The organism is Streptomyces sp. NPDC031379 (assembly GCF_055569615.1).
The window spans coordinates 28,509-48,971 of record NZ_JBVIIT010000002.1 but is presented as its reverse complement, the minus strand read 5'-3'; the positions used below and the strand labels follow the sequence as shown (position 1 = coordinate 48,971).

Here is a 20,463-nt window from a genome sequence, read left to right as displayed (position 1 = left end):
GGCACCCGTAGGTCAGGGGCGGTCGGTCCGGGGACGGTGACCGTCGGTCATGCGCCCGCCGGTTCCTCCTCGGTCGGTTCGTCCTCGGGCAGGAAGCCCGGGAGCCACTCCTGCAGTTCCTCGCGCAGCCGCACCGTGGCGCCCAGCTGGCACAGCACCCCGATCGTGCTGAGGGTCACCCGGTGGATCAGCAGATAGGCCGGCGGCAGGTTGAGCCGCTTGCCCAGCTGATAGGCGGGGGAGCGGGGGTCGGCGATACGGGCGGCCTGGCTGCGCATCCAGGAGCGGGTGAAGGTGAACGCCTCCACCCGGGCCGGCTCGATGATCGGCAGCAGGTAGTCCAGCACCGCGTCGGGGTCCAGCTCTATGGACTCCTTCACGAACCCTTCCTCGCAGAGGAGTTCGTAGACCGTCTCGGCGTCGCCGTCCAGCGTCAACCGTAGAGAGACGCCGATCGGCAGGGGCAGCCCACCGGGGAGCCGGTCGACCGTGCCGAAGTCCAGGACGCCCAGGCGCCAGTCCTCCTCGCCGGCCGGTCCGCCGGGCAGCAGACGGAAGTTGCCCGGATGGGGGTCCGCGTGCAGCAGGCCGGTGCGGGCCGGGCCCGAGAACAGGAAGCGGGCGAGCAGCTGGCCGGCCCGGTCGCGCTGCTCCTCGGTGCCGTCCGCGATGATCTCCGACAGCGGGATGCCGTCGATCCACTCGGTGACCAGGATCTGCTCGCACTGGTGCACCACCGCCGGCACCACCACGTCCGGGTCGTCCGCGAACTCCTCCGCGTGCGCGCTCTGGGCCTGGGCCTCCAGCCCGTAGTCCAGCTCCTCGGAGACGCGGTCCTTCAGTTCCATGATGAGCGGCTTGATGTCCATGCCCGGGATGAGCGGCCCCAACAGCCGTGCGAAGCGGCTCAGTTGGCTGAGGTCGGACAGCAGGGCCTCGCCGGCGCCCGGGTACTGCACCTTGACGGCCACCTCGCGTCCGTCGTGCCACACCGCCCGGTGCACCTGGCCGATCGAGGCCGCGGCCGCCGGCTTGTCCTCGAACTCCTCGAACAGGTCGCGCCAGTCCGGCCCCAGCCGCTCCTCCAGCACGGCGTGCACCGTGCGGGTCGGCATCGGCGGTGCCGCCTCCTGGAGCTTGGTCAGGGCCGCGCGGTAGGGGCCGGCGATCTCCTCGGGCAGCGCGGACTCGAAGACGGACAGGGCCTGTCCGAACTTCATCGCACCGCCCTTGAGTTCTCCGAGCACCTTGAACAGTTGCTCCGCCGTGCGCTGTTGCAGCTCCCGGCCGACGATCTCCGCGGACTCGCCCACGATCCTTTTGCCCAGCCCCCAGGTCGCCCGGCCGGCGAAGCCGAGCGGGAGCGCGGCGAGCTTGGCGGTACGGGTGACCGCCTTGCGGGGAAGATCAGACATGCGCCCTCCAAGTCCCAGTCGGCCGCGCTGCGCCTGCCTCGCGTCGCCGCTCCGTCGACGGCCGTTGCACCGCCATTGTCTCGCGCGGCTGCCCGCCGGTTGAGGAGTGCTCCCCTTTACCTTTCTCCGCCGCACCGCATCCGCATGCCGGATGTGGCCAGACCGGCCGGGAGTGCCAGTTCAGACCGGGTACGGACACCTCCCAGCGGACTCCGACGCCGGATGGCGACTCGTCGTCGAGGAAGGCCAGGGCGTGCGCCGCGGCCAGTCCCGCGACCGTCGTGGCCAGTGTCACATCACAGGCCCCTACCCGGCGGGCCCGGCCGGACCGCCACTGGGAGATCAGCCGGGGCCAGGCGGGATCCCGGTCCGTGCGGTTCTCGTGCAGGCAGCCGGCGCAGCTCGACTCGCCGGGTAGGACCAGCGGACCGACGACGCCCGTGCCCTCCACGACGCCGGCGTACAGGTGGGGCGTTCCGGAGGCCATGAGCGGCTCGGCCGTGAACGGATCGGGTGCGTGCACGGCCACGTCGTCCCGGGGCGTGAGGATCACCAGGGACAGGCCGGGTTCCTCGGTGCCGGTGCCGGTGCCGGCACCGGAGCCGGAGGAGCGGGGGCGGCGCGGTGGGCGGTCCGGTGCCGCGCGGCGGACGGCGGCCCGCGCCGCCGCGTCCCGGCGCTCGCCGAGAGACTCCGGGGGCAGCCCACCCGGTGCCACGTCCCAGGGCTCCACGCGGCCCACGTCGCGTACGTCGACCTCGCCGACACCGGCGGCCGAGAGCACCGACGCCAGCACGGCGCCGACCCGCCCGGCGCCGCGCACCTGCACCCGCAGCGCACGGCGGGCGGCGAGCCGGGCGAGCGCGCCGCCCGGTTCCGCGGTGGTCAGGGTCAGCGACGCGAGGTCCGGGCGCAGCCGCCGCAGGACCTCCTCCTTCTCCCGCAAGGCGTCCGCGGCCGGTCCGCCGCCGCGCGCGTCGTCGACGAGGCCCGCCCGCGCCAGCCGCTCCACCAGCGCGTCGACCTGGCCGTCCGGCAGGTCCATGCGGCGTCCCTCCTGGCGCAGCAGGGGCAGCCCCCGGGTGCCGTTGAGCAGCTCCAGGAAGCTGCCCGCGGCCGTGTCCATCGGCCCCAGTGTCAGTGCGTGCGCCGGGGTCATCCCGAACTGCACGGTGTTGAGATCACGCCAGCCGCGCCGCAGCGCCGGCTTCACCATCGGATGCATGTCTGGCCCCCGTATCCATGGAGACGTCCTGAGACATCACGGAATGCCCGTTCACCGGCGGATTCGGTAGCTCTCCGCCGACGCCTGCCAGCATGCCTGGCTTGTGCGTCGGACGCTGAAGGTTGTCCACAGGCAGGGGATGTTCGTCATATAAACCAGTCGGGTGAAGTGGTGCAAAACGGGCGAGTGGGCCCGTCGTACGAATCAAACGCATGGTGGGGGATCGGCATCGAACCGACCCGGAGCCGGGACTTTGCCCATGCCCAGCGGGTAACGTCGGGGCGTGCCCGCCGACCCACTGCACCGCGCCGGAAAGTCACAGCGCAGCACGACGAGCCAGCCGCCCGGCGGCTCGGGGGCGAGCGCGATCGAGGTCCGCAGGAGTACCCGGCGCCGCCGGACGGTCTCCGCGTACCGCGAGGGCGATCGCACCGTCGTGCTGATCCCCGCCCGGATGTCGCAGGCGGAGGAGCAGCGCTGGGTGACCGTCATGCTCGACAAACTCGCCGCCCAGGAGAGCAAGCGGCTGCTCGGCGACGCCCAGCTCGCCGAGCGCGCCGAGCGGTTGTCGGCGCAGTACTTCGGCGGCCGGGCCCGGCCCGCCTCCGTGCGCTGGGTCACCAACCAGAACACCCGCTGGGGTTCGTGCACCCCCGCCGAGGGCAGCATCCGCCTCTCGCACCGCCTGCAGGGCATGCCGGAGTACGTCGTCGACTACGTGCTCTGCCACGAGCTGGCGCATCTGCTGGTCCCCGGTCATGGGCCCGACTTCTGGCGGCTGCTGGACGCCTATCCGCGCACCGAGCGGGCCCGCGGCTACCTCGAAGGGGTCGTCGCCGCCGGCCGGCTGCCGCACGTGCCCGGCGCGCGCGACGAGTGAGCGTTCCGGCCGCCCGGGTGAGCGGTCGGGTGCAGTTGTGTACCGGCTCTGTACCGACCAGGCCCGACGGGGGTCGATGTCGGCCATTGCCGTTAGCCTGGCGCGACGCACTCGCATTCGGGATGGGGGACGGTCGTAACGCATGGCCAGGGAATTCCAACGCGGCCACAAGGCCAGGATCAGTGACCTCACGGCGGGCACGGATCTGTACGTAGGCGTGCAGATCTCCGCCCCCGGACTGACCTTCGACATCAGCTGCTTCGGTCTGGACGCCGACGAGCGCCTGTCCGACGACCGGTACTTCGTCTTCTTCAACCAGCCGAAGTCCCCGGAGGAGTCCGTCCAGCTGCTGGGTGCCCAGGCGGGCGACACCGAGTCGTTCCGGATCACGCTCGACCGGATCCCGGTGCAGATCCGCAAGCTGTCCTTCACGGCCACCGTCGACGGCGCCGGACAGATGTCGCAGATCGCGCCCGGATACCTGCGCATCGTGGCGGGCGGCGAGGAGGTCGCCCGGTACTCCTTCAACGGCTCGGAGTTCTCCACCGAGCGGGCCGTGATGCTCGGTGACTTCTACTTCAAGGACGGCTGGCGGTTCGCCGCCGTCGGACAGGGCTTCGACGGCGGCCTGGACGCGCTGCTGAAGAACTTCGGCGGCGAGGTGCTGGAGGAGGAGGCGCCCGCGGCCCCGCAGCAGCCGCAGTCCGCCGCGCCCGGTTTCGCCCCGCCCGCCCAGTCCAGTGCGCCGCCCGCGTTCGGTGCCCCGGCCGCGCCCGCTCCGGCCCCGGCTCCCGCGCCGCAGCCCGCCCCGCAGGGCTTCGCGCCGCCGCCCGGCCACACCCCGCCACCGGCGCCCGCGCCGAACGTGCACGCGGCGCCGACGATCGTCGCCCCCCTGACCCCGCCCGCCGGTGGCGCCGTCCCGCCCCCGGCCCCGGCGCCCGCGCCCTACGGCCAGCCGCAGCCGCCCTCGTACGGCGGCCAGCCCAGCGCGCCGATGCCGCCGGGCTACGGCCAGCAGCCGCCCTCCCACGGCGGCCAGCCCGGTGCGCCGATGCCCCCCGGCTACGGCCAGGTCCCCGGCCAGCAGGCCGCCCCCTACGGAGTGCCGCAGGGCGCCCCCCAGGGCGGCGCCGGTGTGACGGCGGCGCTCCAGACGTTCAAGGAGACGCCCACCGGGCAGCGCTGGACGCAGCAGAACAAGAAGCTCATCCGCGTCGACCTCGGCATCGGCGGCCAGCCCGTGCTGGCCCGGCAGGGCAGCATGGTGCTCTACCAGGGCAAGGTCGACTTCAGCTACAAGGGTGCGGGCTTCGCCGGCCGGATCGTGGGCAACGCCACCGGCCAGGAGATGCAGCTGATGCGCTGCACCGGCCAGGGCCAGGTGTTCCTCGCCGAGAACTCCACCCACCTGCACCCGGTCGAGCTGCAGGGCGACGCGATCTGCGTCTCCGCGGAGAACGTCCTCGCCTTCGACGAGAGCCTGCAGTACGAGGTCCGCCGCGTCGAAGGGCACGGCATCCCGGGCGGCGCGCTGTTCACGATGCAGTTCCAGGGCACCGGCACGATCGTCGTCAAGACGCACGGCACTCCGGTCGTGCTGCCCGTGACGCCGACGACGTTCGCCGACTGCAACGCCGTGGTCGCCTGGTCGGCCGCCTCCCAGGTGATCGTCTCCAGCCAGGTCCGGATGCGCCGCAACGCCTACCCGGGCGACACCGGGGAGAGCGTCAACCTGCAGTTCCGGGGCGCACCCGGCAACTTCATCGTCGTCCAGCCGTACGAGGTCTGAGGGAGCCCGTCATGAACCAGCCGCTCGCGGGCTACGCTCCCGCACCCGTCACCGCCCGCATGGAGAACCACGGCAACCACATGCTGAAGGTCGCCATGCAGACCGGGAACGACCTCCTCGCGCGCGTGGGGTCGATGGTCGCCTACGAAGGCTTCGTCCAGTACGAGCCCAACCCGCCGGCCGTCCGCCAGATCGCCCGTGACTGGGTCACCGGCGAGGGCGCCCCGCTGATGAAGTGCTCCGGCGACGGCCTGCTCTACCTCGCCGACTACGGCGCCGACGTCGTCGTGATCAACCTCAACGGCGACGGCATCTCCGTCAACGCCACCAACCTGCTCGCCTTCGACGCCCACCTCACCTGGGGTGTGGAGCGCGTCAAGGGGCTCGCGAAGTTCGCCGGACAGGGCCTGTGGAACACGAGGATCTCCGGACAGGGCTGGGTCGCGCTGACCTCCCGGGGCAAGCCGATCGTCGTGGACTGCGGCGGCGGCGACGACGAGACGTACGTCGACCCGGACGCGCTCGTCGCCTGGTCCCCGAACCTGAAGGTCAAGGGCAAGCGCAGCTTCAAGGCGCAGTCGCTGATCGGCCGGGGCAGCGGCGAGGCCTACCAGATGGCCTTCTCCGGCCAGGGCATCGTCGTCGTCCAGCCCAGCGAGGACAGCACCGACCGCCTCCGGATCCGGGGCTGAGGGGGAGCCAGAACACCATGCAGAGCCCGCTTTTCGCCCACAACGACCTGCAGAGCCAGGAGCGCTGGAGCCTGCAGAACAAGCAGATGCTCCGCATCACCCTGGAGGGCCACGACGACCTCCTCGCCCGCAAGGGCACCATGGTCGCCTACCAGGGACTCGTCGAGTTCGACGCCGAGTACCGCAGCAACAACCAGTCACGCGCGCGTGCGCACACCGGTGAGGGCCTGGACCTGATGCGCTGTCACGGACAGGGCACGGTCTACCTCGCCAACCTCGCCCAGCACGTGCACATCATGGACGTCGAGCAGGACGGGCTGACCGTCGACAGCTCCTACGTCCTCGCCATGGACTCGTCGCTGCACCACGAGGTCATCGCCGTCGACAGCCTCTACGGCATCTCTGGCTCCGGGAAGTACCAGCTGAACATCACCGGACGCGGCAAGGTCGCCCTGATGACCTCCGGCGCGCCCCTGCTGATGCAGGTCACGCCCGACAAGTACGTCAACTGCGACGCCGACGCGATCGTCGCCTGGTCCACAGGGCTGCGCGTGCAGATGCAGGCCCAGACGCACTCGTCCGGCGTCTGGCGCCGGCGCGGCAGCACCGGTGAGGGCTGGGAGCTGAGCTTCATGGGCTCCGGATTCGCCCTGGTGCAGCCCAGTGAGCTGCTGCCGCCGCAGAACGCGCAGATCGGCCAGGGCCTCGCCGCCCAGTTCGGCATGGGGCAGCAGGGGGCGCGCGGACAGAACCAGGGCAACGTCTGGAGCTGACCGCCCGGAACGCAGACGTGAGGGGCGGCCGCCCGAGCGGCCGCCCCTCACACGTCAGAGCCGGGCGCGCGTCGCGTCGAGCAGCCGCACGACGGACCCGTCGGCCACGTCCGCCACCTCGTCGTAGGCGAACCAGCGCAGGTCGAGGGACTCGTCGCTGATCGCGTGCTCGGCCTCGCTCGGGGCGAGAACCGCGTACTGGACGTCGTAGTGACAGTGACACGGCGGCGGGATCGGATGCCGGTCCAGGCGCACCGGGCCGCCGGGCAGCAGCGTCAGCCCGGCGATGCCGGACTCCTCGGTCGCCTCACGCAGGGCAGCCGCCTCCAGGCCGGGATCGCCCGGCTCGCAGTGGCCGCCCATCTGCAGCCACATCCGCAGCTTCCTGTGCAGGGTGAGCAGCACCCGGCCGCGCTCGGGGTCGATCACCAGTGCGCTCGCCGTGATGTGCCCGTCCTCGCAGGACTTCCACATGCCGTCCGGGTGGGCGGCCAGGTGGTCCAGGTAGGCCTGACGCAGCTCGGCCTGGCCCTCGTACCCCTTGAGAACGAGGACCGCGTCGTCGTGCAGGCTCACTCGGCGTCGTCGCCCTCGGCCTCGTCGTCCTTCTTGCGCAGGTCGGGCTTGCCCTGGGAGCCGCCCGCCGCCTCGCCGAGCATCCTGTCCAGCTCGGAGAAGTCCAGCTGCTCGCGGTGGACGAAGCCGTCCGGGTCGTCCAGGTCGGTCGCGGTCGGCAGCATGTCCGGGTGGTGCCACAGCGCGTCCCGGCCGTCGACCCCGCGCGCGTCCGTGAGCGAGGCCCACAGGCGGGAGGCGTCGCGCAGCCGGCGCGGACGCAGCTGCAGGCCGATCAGCGTGGCGAACGTCTGCTCCGCCGGGCCGCCGGTCGCGCGGCGACGGCGCAGGGTCTCGCGCAGGGCGTCGGCGGACGACAGGCGCGGCTTCGCGGCCGCGTGGACCACCGCGTCCACCCAGCCCTCGACGAGGGCCAGAGCGGTCTCCAGACGGGCCAGCGCGGCCTTCTGCTCGGGCGTGTCCTCCGGCTGGAACATCCCCTGCTGCAGGGCGTCCTGCAGCTGCTCCGGGTTCTGCGGGTCGAACTGGCCGACCACGTCCTCGAGCTTGGCCGTGTCGACCTTGATCCCGCGGGCGTAGCCGTCGACCGCGCCGAACAGGTGCGAGCGCAGCCACGGCACGTGCGCGAACAGGCGCTGGTGCGCGGCCTCGCGCAGGGCCAGGTAGAGCCGCACCTCCTCCTGCGGGACGCCGAGGTCCTTGCCGAAGGTCTCGACGTTGGCCGGGAGCAGGGCGGCCTTGCGGGCCGGGCCCAGCGGCAGGCCGATGTCCGTGGAACCGACGACCTCGCCCGCGAGGACGCCGACGGCCTGCCCGATCTGCGTGCCGAACATGGCGCCGCCCATCGAGCGCATCATGCCGATCAGCGGGCCCGCCATGGCCTGCATCTCCTCCGGCAGGACATCGCCCATGGCCGCGCCGACCCGCTCGGCGACCGGGTCCACCAGCTCCTGCCACGCGGGCAGGGTCGCCTCGACCCACTCCGCGCGGGACCAGGCCACCGCCGAGGCGGAGCCCGACGGCAGGGACGTCACGTCGTCCAGCCACAGGTCGGCCAGGCGGACGGCCTCCTCGACCGCCTTGCGCTCGGCCGGGCCCACGCTGGCGTCCTTGGTGCCGTCCGGGGCGCCCTGGGCGACCGTCTGGCGGGCGATCTGCTTGGCCATGTCCCAGTTCACCGGGCCGCCCTCGTACGAGAGCATCTGGCCCAGCTGCTGGAACGCGGCGCCCAGGTCGGTGGGGTTCAGGGAACCGAACATGGCTGCGAGCGGATTGTCGGCGCCGGGGCCGCCAAGGCCTCCGGCTCCGGGCAGACCGCCGAAACCGAACGGATTGGCCGGTCCCTGCCCACCACCGCTCTGCTGGTCCTTCTTCTTGCCCTCGTCGCCGTCTTCCGGCTCCTCCGGCGGAAGGCCGAATCCGAATGGGGTGTCACTCACGGGGTTCCTCGGCTGGTAAGGCCACCGGTTCTCTCCGGCGGCGCGGCTGCCCGACGTCACCACCCAGCGTAGACACCCGGGACCGATCGGGCCTCGGTGCTTCGCCCACGGAAGGCCTGCGGCAGGATGGATGCACCTGGTACGCGCGCGTCAACCGCGCTCGTACTGAAGACAACCGCTGGAGACGCCCGGTGAGTTCCCCAGATCCGCAGGTTCGCGCAGCGCGAAACCTCTCAACCCCTCCCGCCGTGCGCGGGCCCGTCGTGGCGGTCACCGGCGCCGCCACCGGGGTCGGCGCCCTGCTCACCGAGCGGCTCGCCGCCTCCGAGGAGATCAAGCGGGTCATCGCCATCGACGAGCGGCGCGGGGAGTGCGCCGACGCCCAGTGGCACATCCTCGACGTGCGCGACCCGGCGATCGCGGACAAGCTGCGGGGCGCGGACGTGGTCGTGCACCTCGCGCTCGACCTCGACCTGGAGACCGATCCGGCGGCCCGCACGGCTTACAACGTCCGGGGGACGCAGACCGTGCTGACCGCCGCCGCGGCGGCCGGGGTGCACCGGGTGGTGCTGTGCACGTCCGCGATGGTCTACGGGGCGCTGCCGGAGAACGAGCTGCCCCTCTCGGAGGACGCCGAGCTGCGCGCCACGGCCGAGGCCACGGGCGTCGGGGACCTGCTGGAGATCGAGCGGCTGGCGCGCCGTGCTCCTCGGGCTCACCCGGGGCTGAACGTCACCGTCGTGCGGCCGGCGGTCCTGGTCGGGGGCACGGACACCGCGCTGACCCGGTACTTCGAGTCGCCCCGGCTGCTGGTGGTGGCCGGCTCGCGGCCCGCGTGGCAGTTCTGCCACGTCGAGGATCTCTGCGCCGCTCTCGAGTACGCCGTCCTGGAGAAGGTCGACGGGGAACTGGCCGTCGGCTGCGACGGTTGGCTGGAGCAGGAGGAGGTCGAGGAGCTGAGCGGGATCCGGCGGATGGAGCTGCCCTCCGCGGTCGCGCTCGGCGCTGCGGCCCGGCTGCACCGGATCGGGCTCACGCCGTCTCCGGCGGGCGACCTGGCCTACACGATGTACCCCTGGGTGGTCAGCGGGAGCCGACTGCACGATGCCGGGTGGCGGCCGAAGTGGACCAACGAGGACGTGCTCGCGGAGCTGCTGGAGGAGGTCTCCGGGCGGCACACGGTCGCCGGGCGGCGCCTCGGCCGCAAGGACGCGACGGCCGCGGGGGCCGCGGGGGCGACGGTGGCTCTGCTGGGCGCGGCGGCTGTCGTGCGGCGCGCTCGGAAGGCGCGACGGCGCGTGTGAGGCGAGGGGGCTCCGTCCCCCGGCCCCGCCCGCGGCCCCCACCGGGGACCTGGAAGTGTCTGTAGGAGACTCCAAACGCCACCACGCGCGCGCGTGGTGAAAGTCGTATTCCGGGGTGCCGGAGGTGTGCGGCAGGATGGGGGTATGGCACAGGCGAACGAGCACCCGGGTGAGCAGGCGGCTCAGGATCCCATCAAGCTGATCGGCATCCGGGAGACCGCGCTCTCCGTGGACGAGGTGTTCCAGGCCGTCGGGGACGAGGCGGCCGGGGGCATCGCACTGTTCGTGGGGACGGTGCGCAATCACGACGGGGGCGCCGACGTGAACGCGCTCGGGTATTCCTGCCATCCGAGTGCCGAGGCCGAGATGCGGCGGATCGCCGAGAAGGTCGTCGCCGACCACCCGGTGCGCGCGCTCGCCGCCGTCCACCGGGTGGGGGACCTGCGGGTCGGCGATCTGGCCGTGGTCGTGGCCGTCGCCTGTCCGCACCGGGCGGAGGCTTTCGACGCCTGTCGCAAGCTGATCGACGACCTCAAGCACGAGGTGCCCATCTGGAAGCACCAGACGTTCTCCGACGGGACCGAGGAGTGGGTCGGCGCCTGCTGACTTCCACGTCGGCGCCCCTGACGCGCGTCACATTCGGCGCACGGTCCCCCCGGGTTGCGTAACCGGCACCCTGCCGTGAGCGTTGTCAGTACGGATGGTTAATCTGCTGATCAGTCAGTTGCGGACGCTCATGGGGTTGGGAGGTCGGCATGGCGGCGCTCGCCTGGTTGCTGATTCCGCTCGTGGCCGCGATAGCGGCCGGACTGTGGGGCAGTTGGGCCAATCGGACCCGCAAGGCGCGCAGTGACGGTCCCGAGCTGGACGGGTACGCCCGCTTCCGCGCGGCCATGGAGAAGTCCGACTCGGGTGCGCACGGCGCGTGACGTGGGTGCCCTGACGGTGCGCTGACAGAGGTGTCCCGTACTGTCGTGGCATGCCACGCCGCACCGCGACGATGCTCGCCTCCACCCTGATGCTGATCGCGCTCCTGTGCGCGGGAGTGCTCATCCCCGTGCCGTACTCGGAGATGTCTCCCGGCCCGACCGTGAACACGCTGGGGGACCACGACGGCGAGCCGGTGCTGCAGATCTCCGGGCACAAGACCTACCCGGCGGACGGCCACCTGAACATGACCACCGTCCGGGTGACCAGCGCCGACTTCCGGATGAACCTGGTGGAGGCGGTCTACGGCTGGCTGGCGCACGACAGCAAGATCGTCCCGCACGACACGCTCTACCCGGACGGCAAGACGGAGGAGCAGTCCACGCAGGAGAACGCCGAGGAGTTCAGCCAGTCCCAGGAGAGCGCCAAGGTCGCCGCCCTGAAGGAACTGGGCGTCCCGGTGAAGTCCTGGGTGATCGTCTCCACCGTCGTCAAGGGCTCCCCGGCCGAGGGCGAGCTGCACGCCGGTGACGTGATCAAGGCGGTGGACGGCACGGCGGTCAAGCAGCCGTCCGACGTCGCCAAGCTGGTGACCAAGCACAAGCCCGGTCAGGACGTCGTCTTCACCGTCGTCCCCGCCAAGGAGCAGGCCGCCGCCGAGAAGGCGAACAGGACGGCGACCAGGACGCGGGACGTGACCATCACGACCACGACCTCCGACGACAGCGGCGCCAAGCGGGCCATCGTCGGGATCTCCGCCGGGACCGACCACACCTTCCCGTTCACCATCGACATCAAGCTCGCCGACGTCGGCGGGCCCAGCGCCGGTCTGATGTTCGCCCTCGGGATCTACGACAAGCTCACCCCGGGCGACCTCACCGGCGGAAAATTCGTCGCCGGCACCGGGACCATCGACGACAACGGCACCGTCGGGCCCATCGGCGGCATCCAGATGAAGACCGTCGGCGCGCGCGACAAGGGCGCCCGGTACTTCCTGACGCCGGCCGACAACTGCGCCGCGGCCGCCGAGGACACCCCGAGCGGCCTCACCCTGGTCAAGGTCAAGACGATCGGGGACGCGCTCGACGCGCTGAAGGACATCCGCGGCGGGAACACCGCGGCACTGCCCAGGTGCACCACCAAGGGCTGAGCGGTCCGCGACACGGCTGGGGGCGCCCCGTGGACCTGGGGCGCCCCCATCGCCGTACCGCCGGGAGTCAGTCCGCGAACGTCGCGGACAGGGCCTCCGCGAGACCCGGAACCAGGTCCGGGCCGGTCAGGACCTCCGTCGGGGAGTCCTTCTCCCGCAGCCGCAGCGCCGAGTCACGGCTGCCGTCGCGCAGCACCGCGACCGTCATGCGGACCTCCTGGCGCTCGGGGTGCTCAGCCACCCACTTGGCCAGCCTGGCCTCGCTCAGGTTCTGCGGGACCTGCGCCTCGGCCGACGGCGGCAGCATCAGGCGCTCCACCGTGAGCGCGCAGCCGACGACCGCGTCGGGCCAGGCGATGGTGCCGAGGAACTCGTCCAGCGGCTTTCCGGACGGGATCTCGTCCTGCTCGATCGGGGTGAGACCGGTGGTCTCGGGCTCGTCCTCGAGGCCCAGCTGAGCCGCGAGCGAGGGTTCCTGGACCCGCAGCCGTGCGGTGTCTACGAGGGCGAAGAGGCGAGCGGGCTGGTCCCAGCCGAGGCCGGAGGCGTACTCGTCGATCTCGAGTACGGCCCGGGTGAGCGGGCTCGCTGCCATGGGAGTGTTGGACATGGTCACAATCCTGCCTCGTTCCCGGCCGGAATCGGGAACCGAGTAAACCGTGAGTAAGTTGCATAGGTGTGGGCCCGCGATCACGGGGGGCCACGGCGGGCTCGCGAACACGAGGGCCTGACGGATCGACAGCGACTTCGAGGTGCGCACCTTGGCTTTCCAGATGCCGGACCGCGGCGGAGGCCCGTCGGGGCCACGGATCAGAGCGGGCCGCCCGTCCCGGCGCGTGAGGACCCTGCTCTTGACACTGGGCGTCCTGGCCGTCCTCGGCATGGCGTTCACCATGTTCGCGGGCTTCTGGACGGACTGGCTGTGGTACCGGTCGGTGCACTACTCGTCCGTGTTCACCACCACCCTGTGGACCAAGATCGGCCTGTTCTTCGTCTTCGGCCTGCTGATGGCGGTGTCGGTCGGGGTCAACATCTGGCTCGCGCACCGGCTGCGGCCCCCGCTGAGCGCCATGTCCATGGAGCAGCAGAGCCTCGACCGCTACCGGATGGGCATCGCGCCGTACAAGAAGTGGCTGCTGCTCGCCGTGACCGCCCTGGTCGGCCTCATCGCCGGCGCCTCGGCGTCGAGCCAGTGGCGGACCTGGCTGATGTGGGTCAACGGCGTGCCCTTCCACCAGAAGGACCCGCAGTTCCACCTCGACGTCTCCTTCTACGCCTTCGATCTGCCGTGGTACCGCTTCCTGCTGGGCTTCGGCTTCGCCGCCGCCATCCTGAGCCTGATCGCCGCCGCGCTCACCCACTATCTGTACGGCGGGCTGCGCGTCACCAGCCCGGGCGCGCGGGCCACGGCCGCCGCGACCGGGCACCTGTCGGTGCTGCTCGGCATCTTCGTCGCCCTCAAGGCGGTCGCCTACTGGCTCGACCGGTACGGCCTCGCCGTCAAGTCCAGCGACTTCAAGGCGACCGACAACTGGACCGGCCTGCGCTACGTCGACGCCAACGCCTATCTGCCGGCCAAGACGATCCTGTTCTGCATCGCCGTGATCTGCGCGCTGCTGTTCTTCGCCACCCTGTGGCGGCGCACCTGGCAGCTGCCGGTCATCGGCTTCGGCCTGATGGTCCTCTCGGCGATCCTGATCGGCGGCCTGTACCCGGCGATCGTGCAGAAGTTCCAGGTCCAGCCCAACGAGCAGGCCAAGGAAGCGCCGTACGTCCAGAAGAACCTCAAGGCGACCCGCGAGGCGTACGGCATCGACGACGCGCAGGTCACCGAGTACGCGGGCAAGTCCACCACCGAGGACAAGACCAAGCTGCGCGACCAGGTCGACGACGCGGCCAGCATCCGCATCATGGACCCGAACATCGTCTCGCCGACGTTCCAGGTGCTTCAGCAGATGAAGAACTACTACGGGTTCCCGACCAACCTGGACGTCGACCGGTACCCCACCAAGGACGGCAAGGAGCAGGACACCGTCCTCGGTCTGCGCGAACTGAACCTGGACGGCATCCCGAAGAACAACTGGATCAACGACCACTTCCGCTACACGCACGGCTACGGCGTGGTCGCCGCCAAGGGCACCGAGGCCAACGCCAACGGCGAGCCGGTCTTCACCGAGTACGACCTGCCGTCGCAGGGCGACCTCGGCACGTACCAGCAGCGGATCTACTACGGCGAGAAGACCACCACCTACTCCATCGTCGGCGGTCCCCAGAAGGAGATCGACTACTCCGACAACGACGGTGAGAAGACCACCAGCTACCAGGGCGGGAGCGGGGTCAACCTCGACAACCCGATCAACCGGGCCGCGTACGCGGTGGCGTTCAACGAACCGCAGATCCTCTACTCCGGCGCGATCGGCAAGGGCTCGCGGATCCTGTACAACCGCACGCCCAAGGAGCGCGTCGAGGCGGTCGCCCCCTGGCTGACCATCGACGGCGACGCCTACCCGGCGGTGGTGAACCACCGCATCCAGTGGATCGTCGACGCGTACACGACCACCAACGGTTATCCGTACGCGTCCCGTACGACCCTCGGTGACACCACGGCCGACTCGCTGACCGCGACGAACAACTCGCGTGCGGTGGTGGCCCAGCAGAACCAGGTCAACTACATCCGCAACTCGGTGAAGGCGACCGTCGACGCGTACACCGGCGACGTCAAGCTGTACGAGTGGGACACCAAGGACCCGGTGCTGAAGACCTGGATGAAGGCCTTCCCCGGCACGGTGAAGCCGAAGACCGCCATCTCCCAGGACCTGATGGAGCACCTGCGCTATCCGCAGGACCTGTTCAAGGTCCAGCGCGAGCTGCTCACCCGCTACCACGTGACGGACGCGCAGACGTTCCTCACCGGCAGCGAGGTCTGGCAGGTGCCGGACGACCCGACCAACAAGTCGGGCAACGCGGTGCCGCCGTACTACCTGAGCATGAAGATGCCGGACCAGACCCAGCAGGCGTTCTCGCTGTCGACGACGTTCACGCCGAACGGCCGGTACAACCTGAGCGCGTTCATGTCGGTCGACGCCGAGGCAGGCAGCAGCGAATACGGCAAGATCAGAATTCTGAGACTGCCGACCAGTACGACCGTCGACGGCCCCAGACAGGTCCAGAGCCAGTTCAACTCCGAACAGGACATCGCCGCCGCGATCAAGCTCCTCAAGGGCGGTGACTCGGAGGTCGAGTACGGCAATCTGCTGACCGTGCCACTGGACGGGGGACTGCTCTATGTGGAGCCGGTCTACGTACGCGGTGGCGGACTCAAGTACCCGCTGCTGCGGAAGGTGCTGGTCACCTACGAGGGCAAGACCGCGTTCGAGAACACGCTCGGCGAGGCGCTCGACAAGGTCTTCGGAGCCAAGGGGACGACCACCCCACCACCGGACACCGGCACCACCAACCCGCCGCCGTCGTCCACCAACCCCACCGTCCAGCAGGCTCTTCAGGACGCCCAGAAGGCCTTCGACGCCGGGCAGGAGGCCCTGAAGCAGCCGGACGGACCGGACTGGACCGCGTACGACAAGGCGCAGAAGGACCTCAAGGACGCGCTCGAGCGGGCCAAGGAGGCGGAAGCCGCAGCCGGCACCGACAAGAACACCGACAAGAACACCGATAAGAGTGGCGAGAACGCCGACAAGAACACCGATAGGAGTGGCGAGAAGAGCGGGAGTTGATCAAGGGCACTCCGCGCCGTGGTACGGTTACCAGGCAACGGCGCGGGGTGGAGCAGCTCGGTAGCTCGCTGGGCTCATAACCCAGAGGTCGCAGGTTCAAATCCTGTCCCCGCTACTGCAGTCGAAGGCCCGGATCCTACAGGGATCCGGGCCTTCGTGGTGTGCGAACTCATGTCCGGAGGGGAGGGACGGCCGCGCCGCCGTGGGGAGTTGGGGGTTCTGTGTTTGACTTGTCTCTCTGTGGGCATGTCGACAAAACGCTGAAGTGACCTCACGGGCTGCGGTATACCGGGTATACCCAGGTTGCAGGTGGTGCGACGATGGACGTTATGGGGGACAAGGCAACTCTGTTCGAGACAGGGCGATTTGTGCAGCCTCCCGAGGGGGAGGCGTCCCGCGACGAACGGGACGACATGGGGGACGCCGCCGAGGAGCTGCGCCTTCGGCTGGCCGCCGAGAGCAGCGACGCCGAGGCCATGAGCGTCCTCGGAGCCATGCTGCTGCGCCGCGGCGACCTCGACGGAGCCGAACCCCACCTGCGGGCCGCCACCGCGGCCGGTGACCGGGCCGCCGCCAACAACCTGGGCGTCCTCCTGCACCAGCGCGGCTACCCCGAGGAGGCCGCCGGCTGGTGGCGGATCGCCGCCGTCGCCGGTTCCGCCGCCGCCGCGCACGCGCTGGGCCGCCATCACCGCGAGCGCGGCGACGAGCCGGCCGCCGAGTACTGGCTGCGCCAGTCCGCCGAGCAGGGCCATGCCCTCGGCGCCTACGCGCTCGCCGACCTGCTGGAGCACCGCGGGGACGCCGGCGCCGAGCACTGGATGCGGGCCGCCGCCGAGCGCGGGCACCGCGAGGCCGCCTACCGGCTGGCGCGCGCGCTGGACCGCAGGGACGGACTCGAGGACGAGGCCGGGGCGGACAACGCTGTCGAAGAGGTCGAGCAGTGGTACCGGCAGGCCGCCGCCCGCGGCCACCGGCGGGCCGCGCTGCACCTCGGGGCGATCCTGGAGAAGCGTGGGGACCTGAAGGAGGCCGGGCGCTGGTATCTGACCTCCGCCAAGGACGGCGAGCCGCGCGCCGCCTGTGCCCTGGGCTTCCTGCTGCGGGACGCCGGTGACACCGAGAGCGCGGCCGTGTGGTGGCTGCGTGCGGCCCAGGAGGGCGACGGCAACGCGGCCAACGCGCTCGGCGCCCTGCACGCCGAGCGCGGGGAGACGCAGACCGCCGAGCGCTGGTACCGGGCCGCACTGGACGCCGGGGACGACAACGGCGCCTACAACCTGGGCCTGCTCAGCGCCGAGCAGGGCCGGACCGCGCAGGCCGAGCAGTGGTACCGGCGGGCCGCCTACGCCGGGCACCGGGAGGCGGCCAACGCGCTGGCCATCCTGCTGCTCCAGGGCGGCGACAAGACCGGGGCCGAGCCGTGGTTCTCCAAGGCCGCCGAGGCCGGCAGCGTGGACGCCGCGTTCAACCTCGGCATCCTGTACGCCGGGCGGGGCACCGGGCAGGGCGCGGAGATGGCGCTGCGCTGGTACGAGCGGGCGGCGGCCGCCGGGCACACCGAGGCCGCGTTGCAGGTCGGGATCGCCCGGCTGCGCGACGGTGACGAGCAGGAGGCCGAACGGCATCTGCGGTGCGCCGCCGGCGGCGGCAGTGCCGAGGCCGCATACCGGCTGGCCACCCTGCTCGACGCGCGGCGGCCGCCGGAGCCCGCGCACGAGCTGGGGGAGGTCGTGCACGAGAAGACCGAGTGCGAGGAGTGGTACGAGCGGGCCGCGTCCCAGGGGCACCGGCGGGCGCAGGTGCGGGTGGGCATGCTGGCCGCTGCCCGGGGGGACGTGGTCGAGGCGGCGCGGTGGTACCGGGCGGCGGCGGAGGCCGGCTCGCGCAACGGTGCCTTCAATCTGGGGCTGCTGCTGGCGCGCGAGGGGAGCGAGCCGGAGGCCGCCGTGTGGTGGACGCGGGCCGCTGACGCCGGGCACGGCCGGGCGGCTTTGCGGCTGGCCCTTGTCTACGCGCGTCGCGGCGAGCTGGCGGAGGGGCAGAAGTGGGCGGACAGGGCGGTGGCCCTGGGACCGGCCGAGGTGGCCGAGCGGGCGGGGCGGTTGCGGGACGCGCTGCGGGAGGAGCTGTCGGCGTGACGCCGCGGCGGGCTCGAGCGGATTCTTCCCGCCCGCCCAGCCGTCTCGCTCGGTCGGCGGGTGACGCCGGACACCCCGCCCCCAATGGATTTGCCTCTCGGTGCTCCGCTCGCGTAATGTCGTGTTCACCGACGCGGGGTGGAGCAGCTCGGTAGCTCGCTGGGCTCATAACCCAGAGGTCGCAGGTTCAAATCCTGTCCCCGCTACTGAAGGCCGAGGGCCGGAATCCAGAGATGGATTCCGGCCCTCGGTCGTTTCGCGTCCGCACTCGGTCGTTTCGCGTAAGTGGCCATGTCGTGTGAGCGGCAGGCTGGCCTGGCCACCTGGCCAGAAAAAAGGGGGGCTCACGCCCCCCTCGTCACGCGGTCGTGCAGTTCGGGCACAGGCCGCGGTACGTCACCTCGACGTCCGACACCGTGAAGCCGAAGCGCTCGGAGTCGGGGAGGTCGGCGAGCGGGTTGCCCGTGGGGTGGACGTCGCGGATCGAGCCGCACTGCGCGCAGACCAGGTGGTGGTGCGGGCGGTGCGCGTTCGGGTCGTAGCGCTTGGCGCGCTTGTCCGTCGAGACTTCCAGCACCTCGCCGAGGGAGACCAGCTCGCCCAGCGTGTTGTAGACGGTCGCCCGGGAGATCTCCGGCAGCTTCGCGACAGCCCTCGCGTGGACCTCGTCGGCCGTCAGATGGACGTGTTCGCCGTCGAGGACCTCGGCCACCACGCGCCGCTGCGCGGTCATCCGCCATCCGCGTCCACGCAGCCGTTCCAGAAGGTCGCTCATGGCTATCAGCCTAACAGCAGCGGGGACCAGCTTGGGAACGAGTGTGAGATTAGATAGCCGTTTGACTTAGACAAAGTCCATTGTAGGATCGAGAACGGCTTTGGCCATGGGACAGGACCAGTCGGTAATGACGCAGGAGGCGCACGTGACGCAGGGACCGCTCACCACGGAGGCCGGTGCCCCGGTCGCCGACAACCAGAACAGCGAGACCGCAGGCGTCGGCGGCCCGGTGCTCGTCCAGGACCAGCTCCTCCTGGAGAAGCTGGCCCACTTTAACCGCGAGCGCATCCCGGAGCGTGTGGTGCACGCCCGCGGCGCCGGTGCCTACGGCACCTTCACGGTGACCGCCGACGTCACGCAGTACACGCGCGCCGCGTTCCTCTCCGAGGCCGGCAAGGAGACCGAGGTCTTCCTGCGCTTCTCGACCGTGGCCGGCAACCTCGGCGCGGCGGACGCCGTCCGCGACCCGCGCGGCTTCTCGCTGAAGTTCTACACCGAGGAGGGCAACTACGACCTCGTCGGCAACAACACCCCGGTGTTCTTCGTCCGGGACGCGATCAAGTTCCCCGACTTCATCCACACCCAGAAGCGCGACCCGTACACGGGCAGCCAGGAGGCGGACAACGTCTGGGACTTCTGGAGCCTGTCGCCCGAGGCCACGCACCAGGTGACCTGGCTGTTCGGCGACCGCGGCATCCCGGCCTCGTACCGCCACCTGGACGGCTTCGGCTCGCACACCTTCCAGTGGAACAACGCGGCCGGCGAGGTCTTCTGGGTCAAGTACCACTTCAAGACCGACCAGGGGATCAAGAACCTCACCGCCGAGGAGGCCGAGGTGCTCGCGGGCAAGGACCCCGACTCGCACCAGCGCGACCTGCGTGAGGCGATCGAGCGCGGCGAGTTCCCGAGCTGGACCGTGGGCGTGCAGATCATGCCGGCGGCCGACGCGGCCTCCTACCGCTTCAACCCGTTCGACCTGACCAAGGTGTGGCCGCACGCGGACTACCCGGTCATCGAGATCGGCAAGCTGGAGCTGAACCGCAACCCGCAGAACGTCTTCGCCGAGGTCGAGCAGTCGATCTTCAGCCCGGCGCACTTCGTGCCCGGCATCGGCCCCTCGCCCGACAAGATGCTCCAGGGCCGTCTCTTCGCCTACGGCGACGCGCACCGCTACCGCGTCGGCATCAACGCCGACCATCTGCCGGTGAACCGCCCGCACGCCACCGAGGCGCGCACCAACTCCCGTGACGGCCATCTCTACGACGGCCGCCACGGCGGTGCGAAGAACTACGAGCCGAACAGCTTCGGCGGACCGCAGCAGACCGGCCGCCCGCTGTGGCAGCCCTTCGACGGCTTCGCGGCCGGCACCGGCGACCACCCGACGCCGGCGCACGCCGAGGACGACGACTTCGTGCAGGCGGGCAACCTCTACCGGCTGATGTCGGAGGCGGAGAAGGAACGCCTGATCGCCAACCTCGCGGGCTCGATCTCGCAGGTCTCCCGCGAGGACATCGTCGAGCGCGCGATCGGCAACTTCCGCAACGCCGACGCCGACTTCGGCAAGCGGCTGGAGGCGGCGGTGCAGGCGCTGCGCGGCTGAGCCGGCCGCCTTCGCGGCTGGGCGGGCCGGACCCCACGGTGCT

General features: G+C 71.0%; 17 protein-coding genes and 2 tRNA genes. 13 read left to right on the top strand and 6 right to left on the bottom strand.

Annotation, left to right across the window (positions count from 1 at the left end; translation table 11 throughout):
- Positions 1-47: 47 nt before the first annotated feature.
- Both ACZ5CW_RS03030 and ACZ5CW_RS03025 read right to left on the bottom strand, forming a co-directional pair.
- Positions 48-1,415 (bottom strand): ABC1 kinase family protein, encoded by a 1,368-nt coding sequence (locus ACZ5CW_RS03030; protein ID WP_468597836.1) that lies wholly within the window; start codon positions 1,413-1,415, stop codon positions 48-50.
- Positions 1,408-2,640 (bottom strand): TOMM precursor leader peptide-binding protein, encoded by a 1,233-nt coding sequence (locus ACZ5CW_RS03025; RefSeq protein WP_468597835.1) that lies wholly within the window; start codon positions 2,638-2,640, stop codon positions 1,408-1,410. The genes ACZ5CW_RS03030 and ACZ5CW_RS03025 overlap by 8 nt, the downstream gene beginning before the upstream one ends.
- Positions 2,641-2,923: 283 nt before the next feature.
- Here ACZ5CW_RS03025 and ACZ5CW_RS03020 point away from each other — a divergent pair, with 283 nt between their 5' ends.
- The 4 genes from ACZ5CW_RS03020 (at position 2,924) to ACZ5CW_RS03005 (ending at position 6,777) form a co-directional block, all read left to right on the top strand.
- The gene (locus ACZ5CW_RS03020; RefSeq protein WP_468597834.1) at positions 2,924-3,520 is read left to right on the top strand and encodes a M48 metallopeptidase family protein; all 597 of its coding nucleotides are present in this window, start codon (positions 2,924-2,926) and stop codon (positions 3,518-3,520) included.
- A gap of 142 nt (positions 3,521-3,662) precedes the next feature.
- Entirely contained in the window at positions 3,663-5,312 is a 1,650-nt protein-coding gene (locus ACZ5CW_RS03015; protein ID WP_468597832.1) for a TerD family protein, read from the top strand.
- 11 nt (positions 5,313-5,323) lie between these two features.
- Positions 5,324-6,004: an AIM24 family protein gene (locus ACZ5CW_RS03010; RefSeq protein ID WP_468597831.1), complete on the top strand. Its 681-nt coding sequence runs from the start codon at positions 5,324-5,326 to the stop codon at positions 6,002-6,004.
- Between the two features lie 17 nt (positions 6,005-6,021).
- A complete protein-coding gene (locus ACZ5CW_RS03005) occupies positions 6,022-6,777 on the top strand; it encodes an AIM24 family protein (RefSeq protein ID WP_468597829.1) in 756 nt (251 codons plus the stop codon).
- A gap of 54 nt (positions 6,778-6,831) precedes the next feature.
- Here ACZ5CW_RS03005 and ACZ5CW_RS03000 read toward each other — a convergent pair whose 3' ends face one another.
- Positions 6,832-7,353, bottom strand: a complete 522-nt coding sequence (locus tag ACZ5CW_RS03000) for an NUDIX hydrolase (protein WP_468597828.1) — start codon at positions 7,351-7,353, stop codon at positions 6,832-6,834.
- Positions 7,350-8,792 (bottom strand): zinc-dependent metalloprotease, encoded by a 1,443-nt coding sequence (locus tag ACZ5CW_RS02995; RefSeq protein ID WP_468597827.1) that lies wholly within the window; start codon positions 8,790-8,792, stop codon positions 7,350-7,352. The genes ACZ5CW_RS03000 and ACZ5CW_RS02995 overlap by 4 nt, the downstream gene beginning before the upstream one ends.
- A 191-nt stretch (positions 8,793-8,983) precedes the next feature.
- Here ACZ5CW_RS02995 and ACZ5CW_RS02990 point away from each other — a divergent pair, with 191 nt between their 5' ends.
- From ACZ5CW_RS02990 to ACZ5CW_RS02975, 4 genes are all read left to right on the top strand, one after another.
- A complete protein-coding gene (locus ACZ5CW_RS02990) occupies positions 8,984-10,096 on the top strand; it encodes an SDR family oxidoreductase (RefSeq protein WP_468597825.1) in 1,113 nt (370 codons plus the stop codon).
- Positions 10,097-10,240: 144 nt separating this feature from the next.
- Positions 10,241-10,702, top strand: coding sequence for a molybdenum cofactor biosynthesis protein MoaE (locus ACZ5CW_RS02985; RefSeq protein ID WP_468597823.1), 462 nt, complete (start codon positions 10,241-10,243; stop codon positions 10,700-10,702).
- A 149-nt stretch (positions 10,703-10,851) separates the two neighbouring features.
- Positions 10,852-11,025 (top strand): hypothetical protein, encoded by a 174-nt coding sequence (locus ACZ5CW_RS02980; protein ID WP_468597821.1) that lies wholly within the window; start codon positions 10,852-10,854, stop codon positions 11,023-11,025.
- A 50-nt stretch (positions 11,026-11,075) separates the two neighbouring features.
- Positions 11,076-12,173 (top strand): YlbL family protein, encoded by a 1,098-nt coding sequence (locus ACZ5CW_RS02975; protein WP_468597819.1) that lies wholly within the window; start codon positions 11,076-11,078, stop codon positions 12,171-12,173.
- A 67-nt stretch (positions 12,174-12,240) separates the two neighbouring features.
- On the opposite strand, the gene ACZ5CW_RS02970 is transcribed toward ACZ5CW_RS02975, so the two are convergent.
- The gene (locus ACZ5CW_RS02970) at positions 12,241-12,783 is read right to left on the bottom strand and encodes a PPA1309 family protein (protein WP_468597818.1); all 543 of its coding nucleotides are present in this window, start codon (positions 12,781-12,783) and stop codon (positions 12,241-12,243) included.
- Between the two features lie 163 nt (positions 12,784-12,946).
- Here ACZ5CW_RS02970 and ACZ5CW_RS02965 point away from each other — a divergent pair, with 163 nt between their 5' ends.
- The 4 genes from ACZ5CW_RS02965 to ACZ5CW_RS02950 all read left to right on the top strand — a co-directional run bounded on the left by ACZ5CW_RS02965 (position 12,947) and on the right by ACZ5CW_RS02950 (position 18,251).
- Positions 12,947-15,904, top strand: a complete 2,958-nt coding sequence (locus tag ACZ5CW_RS02965) for a UPF0182 family membrane protein (protein ID WP_468598387.1) — start codon at positions 12,947-12,949, stop codon at positions 15,902-15,904.
- A gap of 41 nt (positions 15,905-15,945) precedes the next feature.
- Positions 15,946-16,019: transfer RNA gene (locus tag ACZ5CW_RS02960), tRNA-Met, on the top strand.
- Between the two features lie 205 nt (positions 16,020-16,224).
- Positions 16,225-18,045, top strand: a complete 1,821-nt coding sequence (locus ACZ5CW_RS02955; protein WP_468597817.1) for a tetratricopeptide repeat protein — start codon at positions 16,225-16,227, stop codon at positions 18,043-18,045.
- Positions 18,046-18,177: 132 nt separating this feature from the next.
- A tRNA-Met gene (locus tag ACZ5CW_RS02950) sits at positions 18,178-18,251 on the top strand.
- A gap of 152 nt (positions 18,252-18,403) precedes the next feature.
- Here the strand turns inward: ACZ5CW_RS02950 and ACZ5CW_RS02945 are convergent.
- A complete protein-coding gene (locus ACZ5CW_RS02945) occupies positions 18,404-18,820 on the bottom strand; it encodes a Fur family transcriptional regulator (protein ID WP_468597815.1) in 417 nt (138 codons plus the stop codon).
- Positions 18,821-18,965: 145 nt separating this feature from the next.
- Between ACZ5CW_RS02945 and ACZ5CW_RS02940 the strand changes: the two genes are divergently transcribed.
- Positions 18,966-20,420: a catalase gene (locus ACZ5CW_RS02940; protein WP_468597813.1), complete on the top strand. Its 1,455-nt coding sequence runs from the start codon at positions 18,966-18,968 to the stop codon at positions 20,418-20,420.
- Positions 20,421-20,463 lie beyond the last annotated feature (43 nt).

Bases quoted from the DNA above. Each gene is read 5' to 3' on its own strand.
- ACZ5CW_RS03030 (WP_468597836.1), bottom strand. From the start codon at position 1,415: ATGTCTGATCTTCCCCGCAAGGCGGTCACCCGTACCGCCAAGCTCGCC.
- ACZ5CW_RS03025 (WP_468597835.1), bottom strand. From the start codon at position 2,640: ATGCATCCGATGGTGAAGCCGGCGCTGCGGCGCGGCTGGCGTGATCTC.
- ACZ5CW_RS03015 (WP_468597832.1), top strand. From the start codon at position 3,663: ATGGCCAGGGAATTCCAACGCGGCCACAAGGCCAGGATCAGTGACCTC.
- ACZ5CW_RS03010 (WP_468597831.1), top strand. From the start codon at position 5,324: ATGAACCAGCCGCTCGCGGGCTACGCTCCCGCACCCGTCACCGCCCGC.
- ACZ5CW_RS03005 (WP_468597829.1), top strand. From the start codon at position 6,022: ATGCAGAGCCCGCTTTTCGCCCACAACGACCTGCAGAGCCAGGAGCGC.
- ACZ5CW_RS02985 (WP_468597823.1), top strand. From the start codon at position 10,241: ATGGCACAGGCGAACGAGCACCCGGGTGAGCAGGCGGCTCAGGATCCC.
- ACZ5CW_RS02980 (WP_468597821.1), top strand. From the start codon at position 10,852: ATGGCGGCGCTCGCCTGGTTGCTGATTCCGCTCGTGGCCGCGATAGCG.
- ACZ5CW_RS02975 (WP_468597819.1), top strand. From the start codon at position 11,076: ATGCCACGCCGCACCGCGACGATGCTCGCCTCCACCCTGATGCTGATC.
- ACZ5CW_RS02970 (WP_468597818.1), bottom strand. From the start codon at position 12,783: ATGTCCAACACTCCCATGGCAGCGAGCCCGCTCACCCGGGCCGTACTC.
- ACZ5CW_RS02965 (WP_468598387.1), top strand. From the start codon at position 12,947: ATGCCGGACCGCGGCGGAGGCCCGTCGGGGCCACGGATCAGAGCGGGC.
- ACZ5CW_RS02955 (WP_468597817.1), top strand. From the start codon at position 16,225: ATGGACGTTATGGGGGACAAGGCAACTCTGTTCGAGACAGGGCGATTT.
- ACZ5CW_RS02945 (WP_468597815.1), bottom strand. From the start codon at position 18,820: ATGAGCGACCTTCTGGAACGGCTGCGTGGACGCGGATGGCGGATGACC.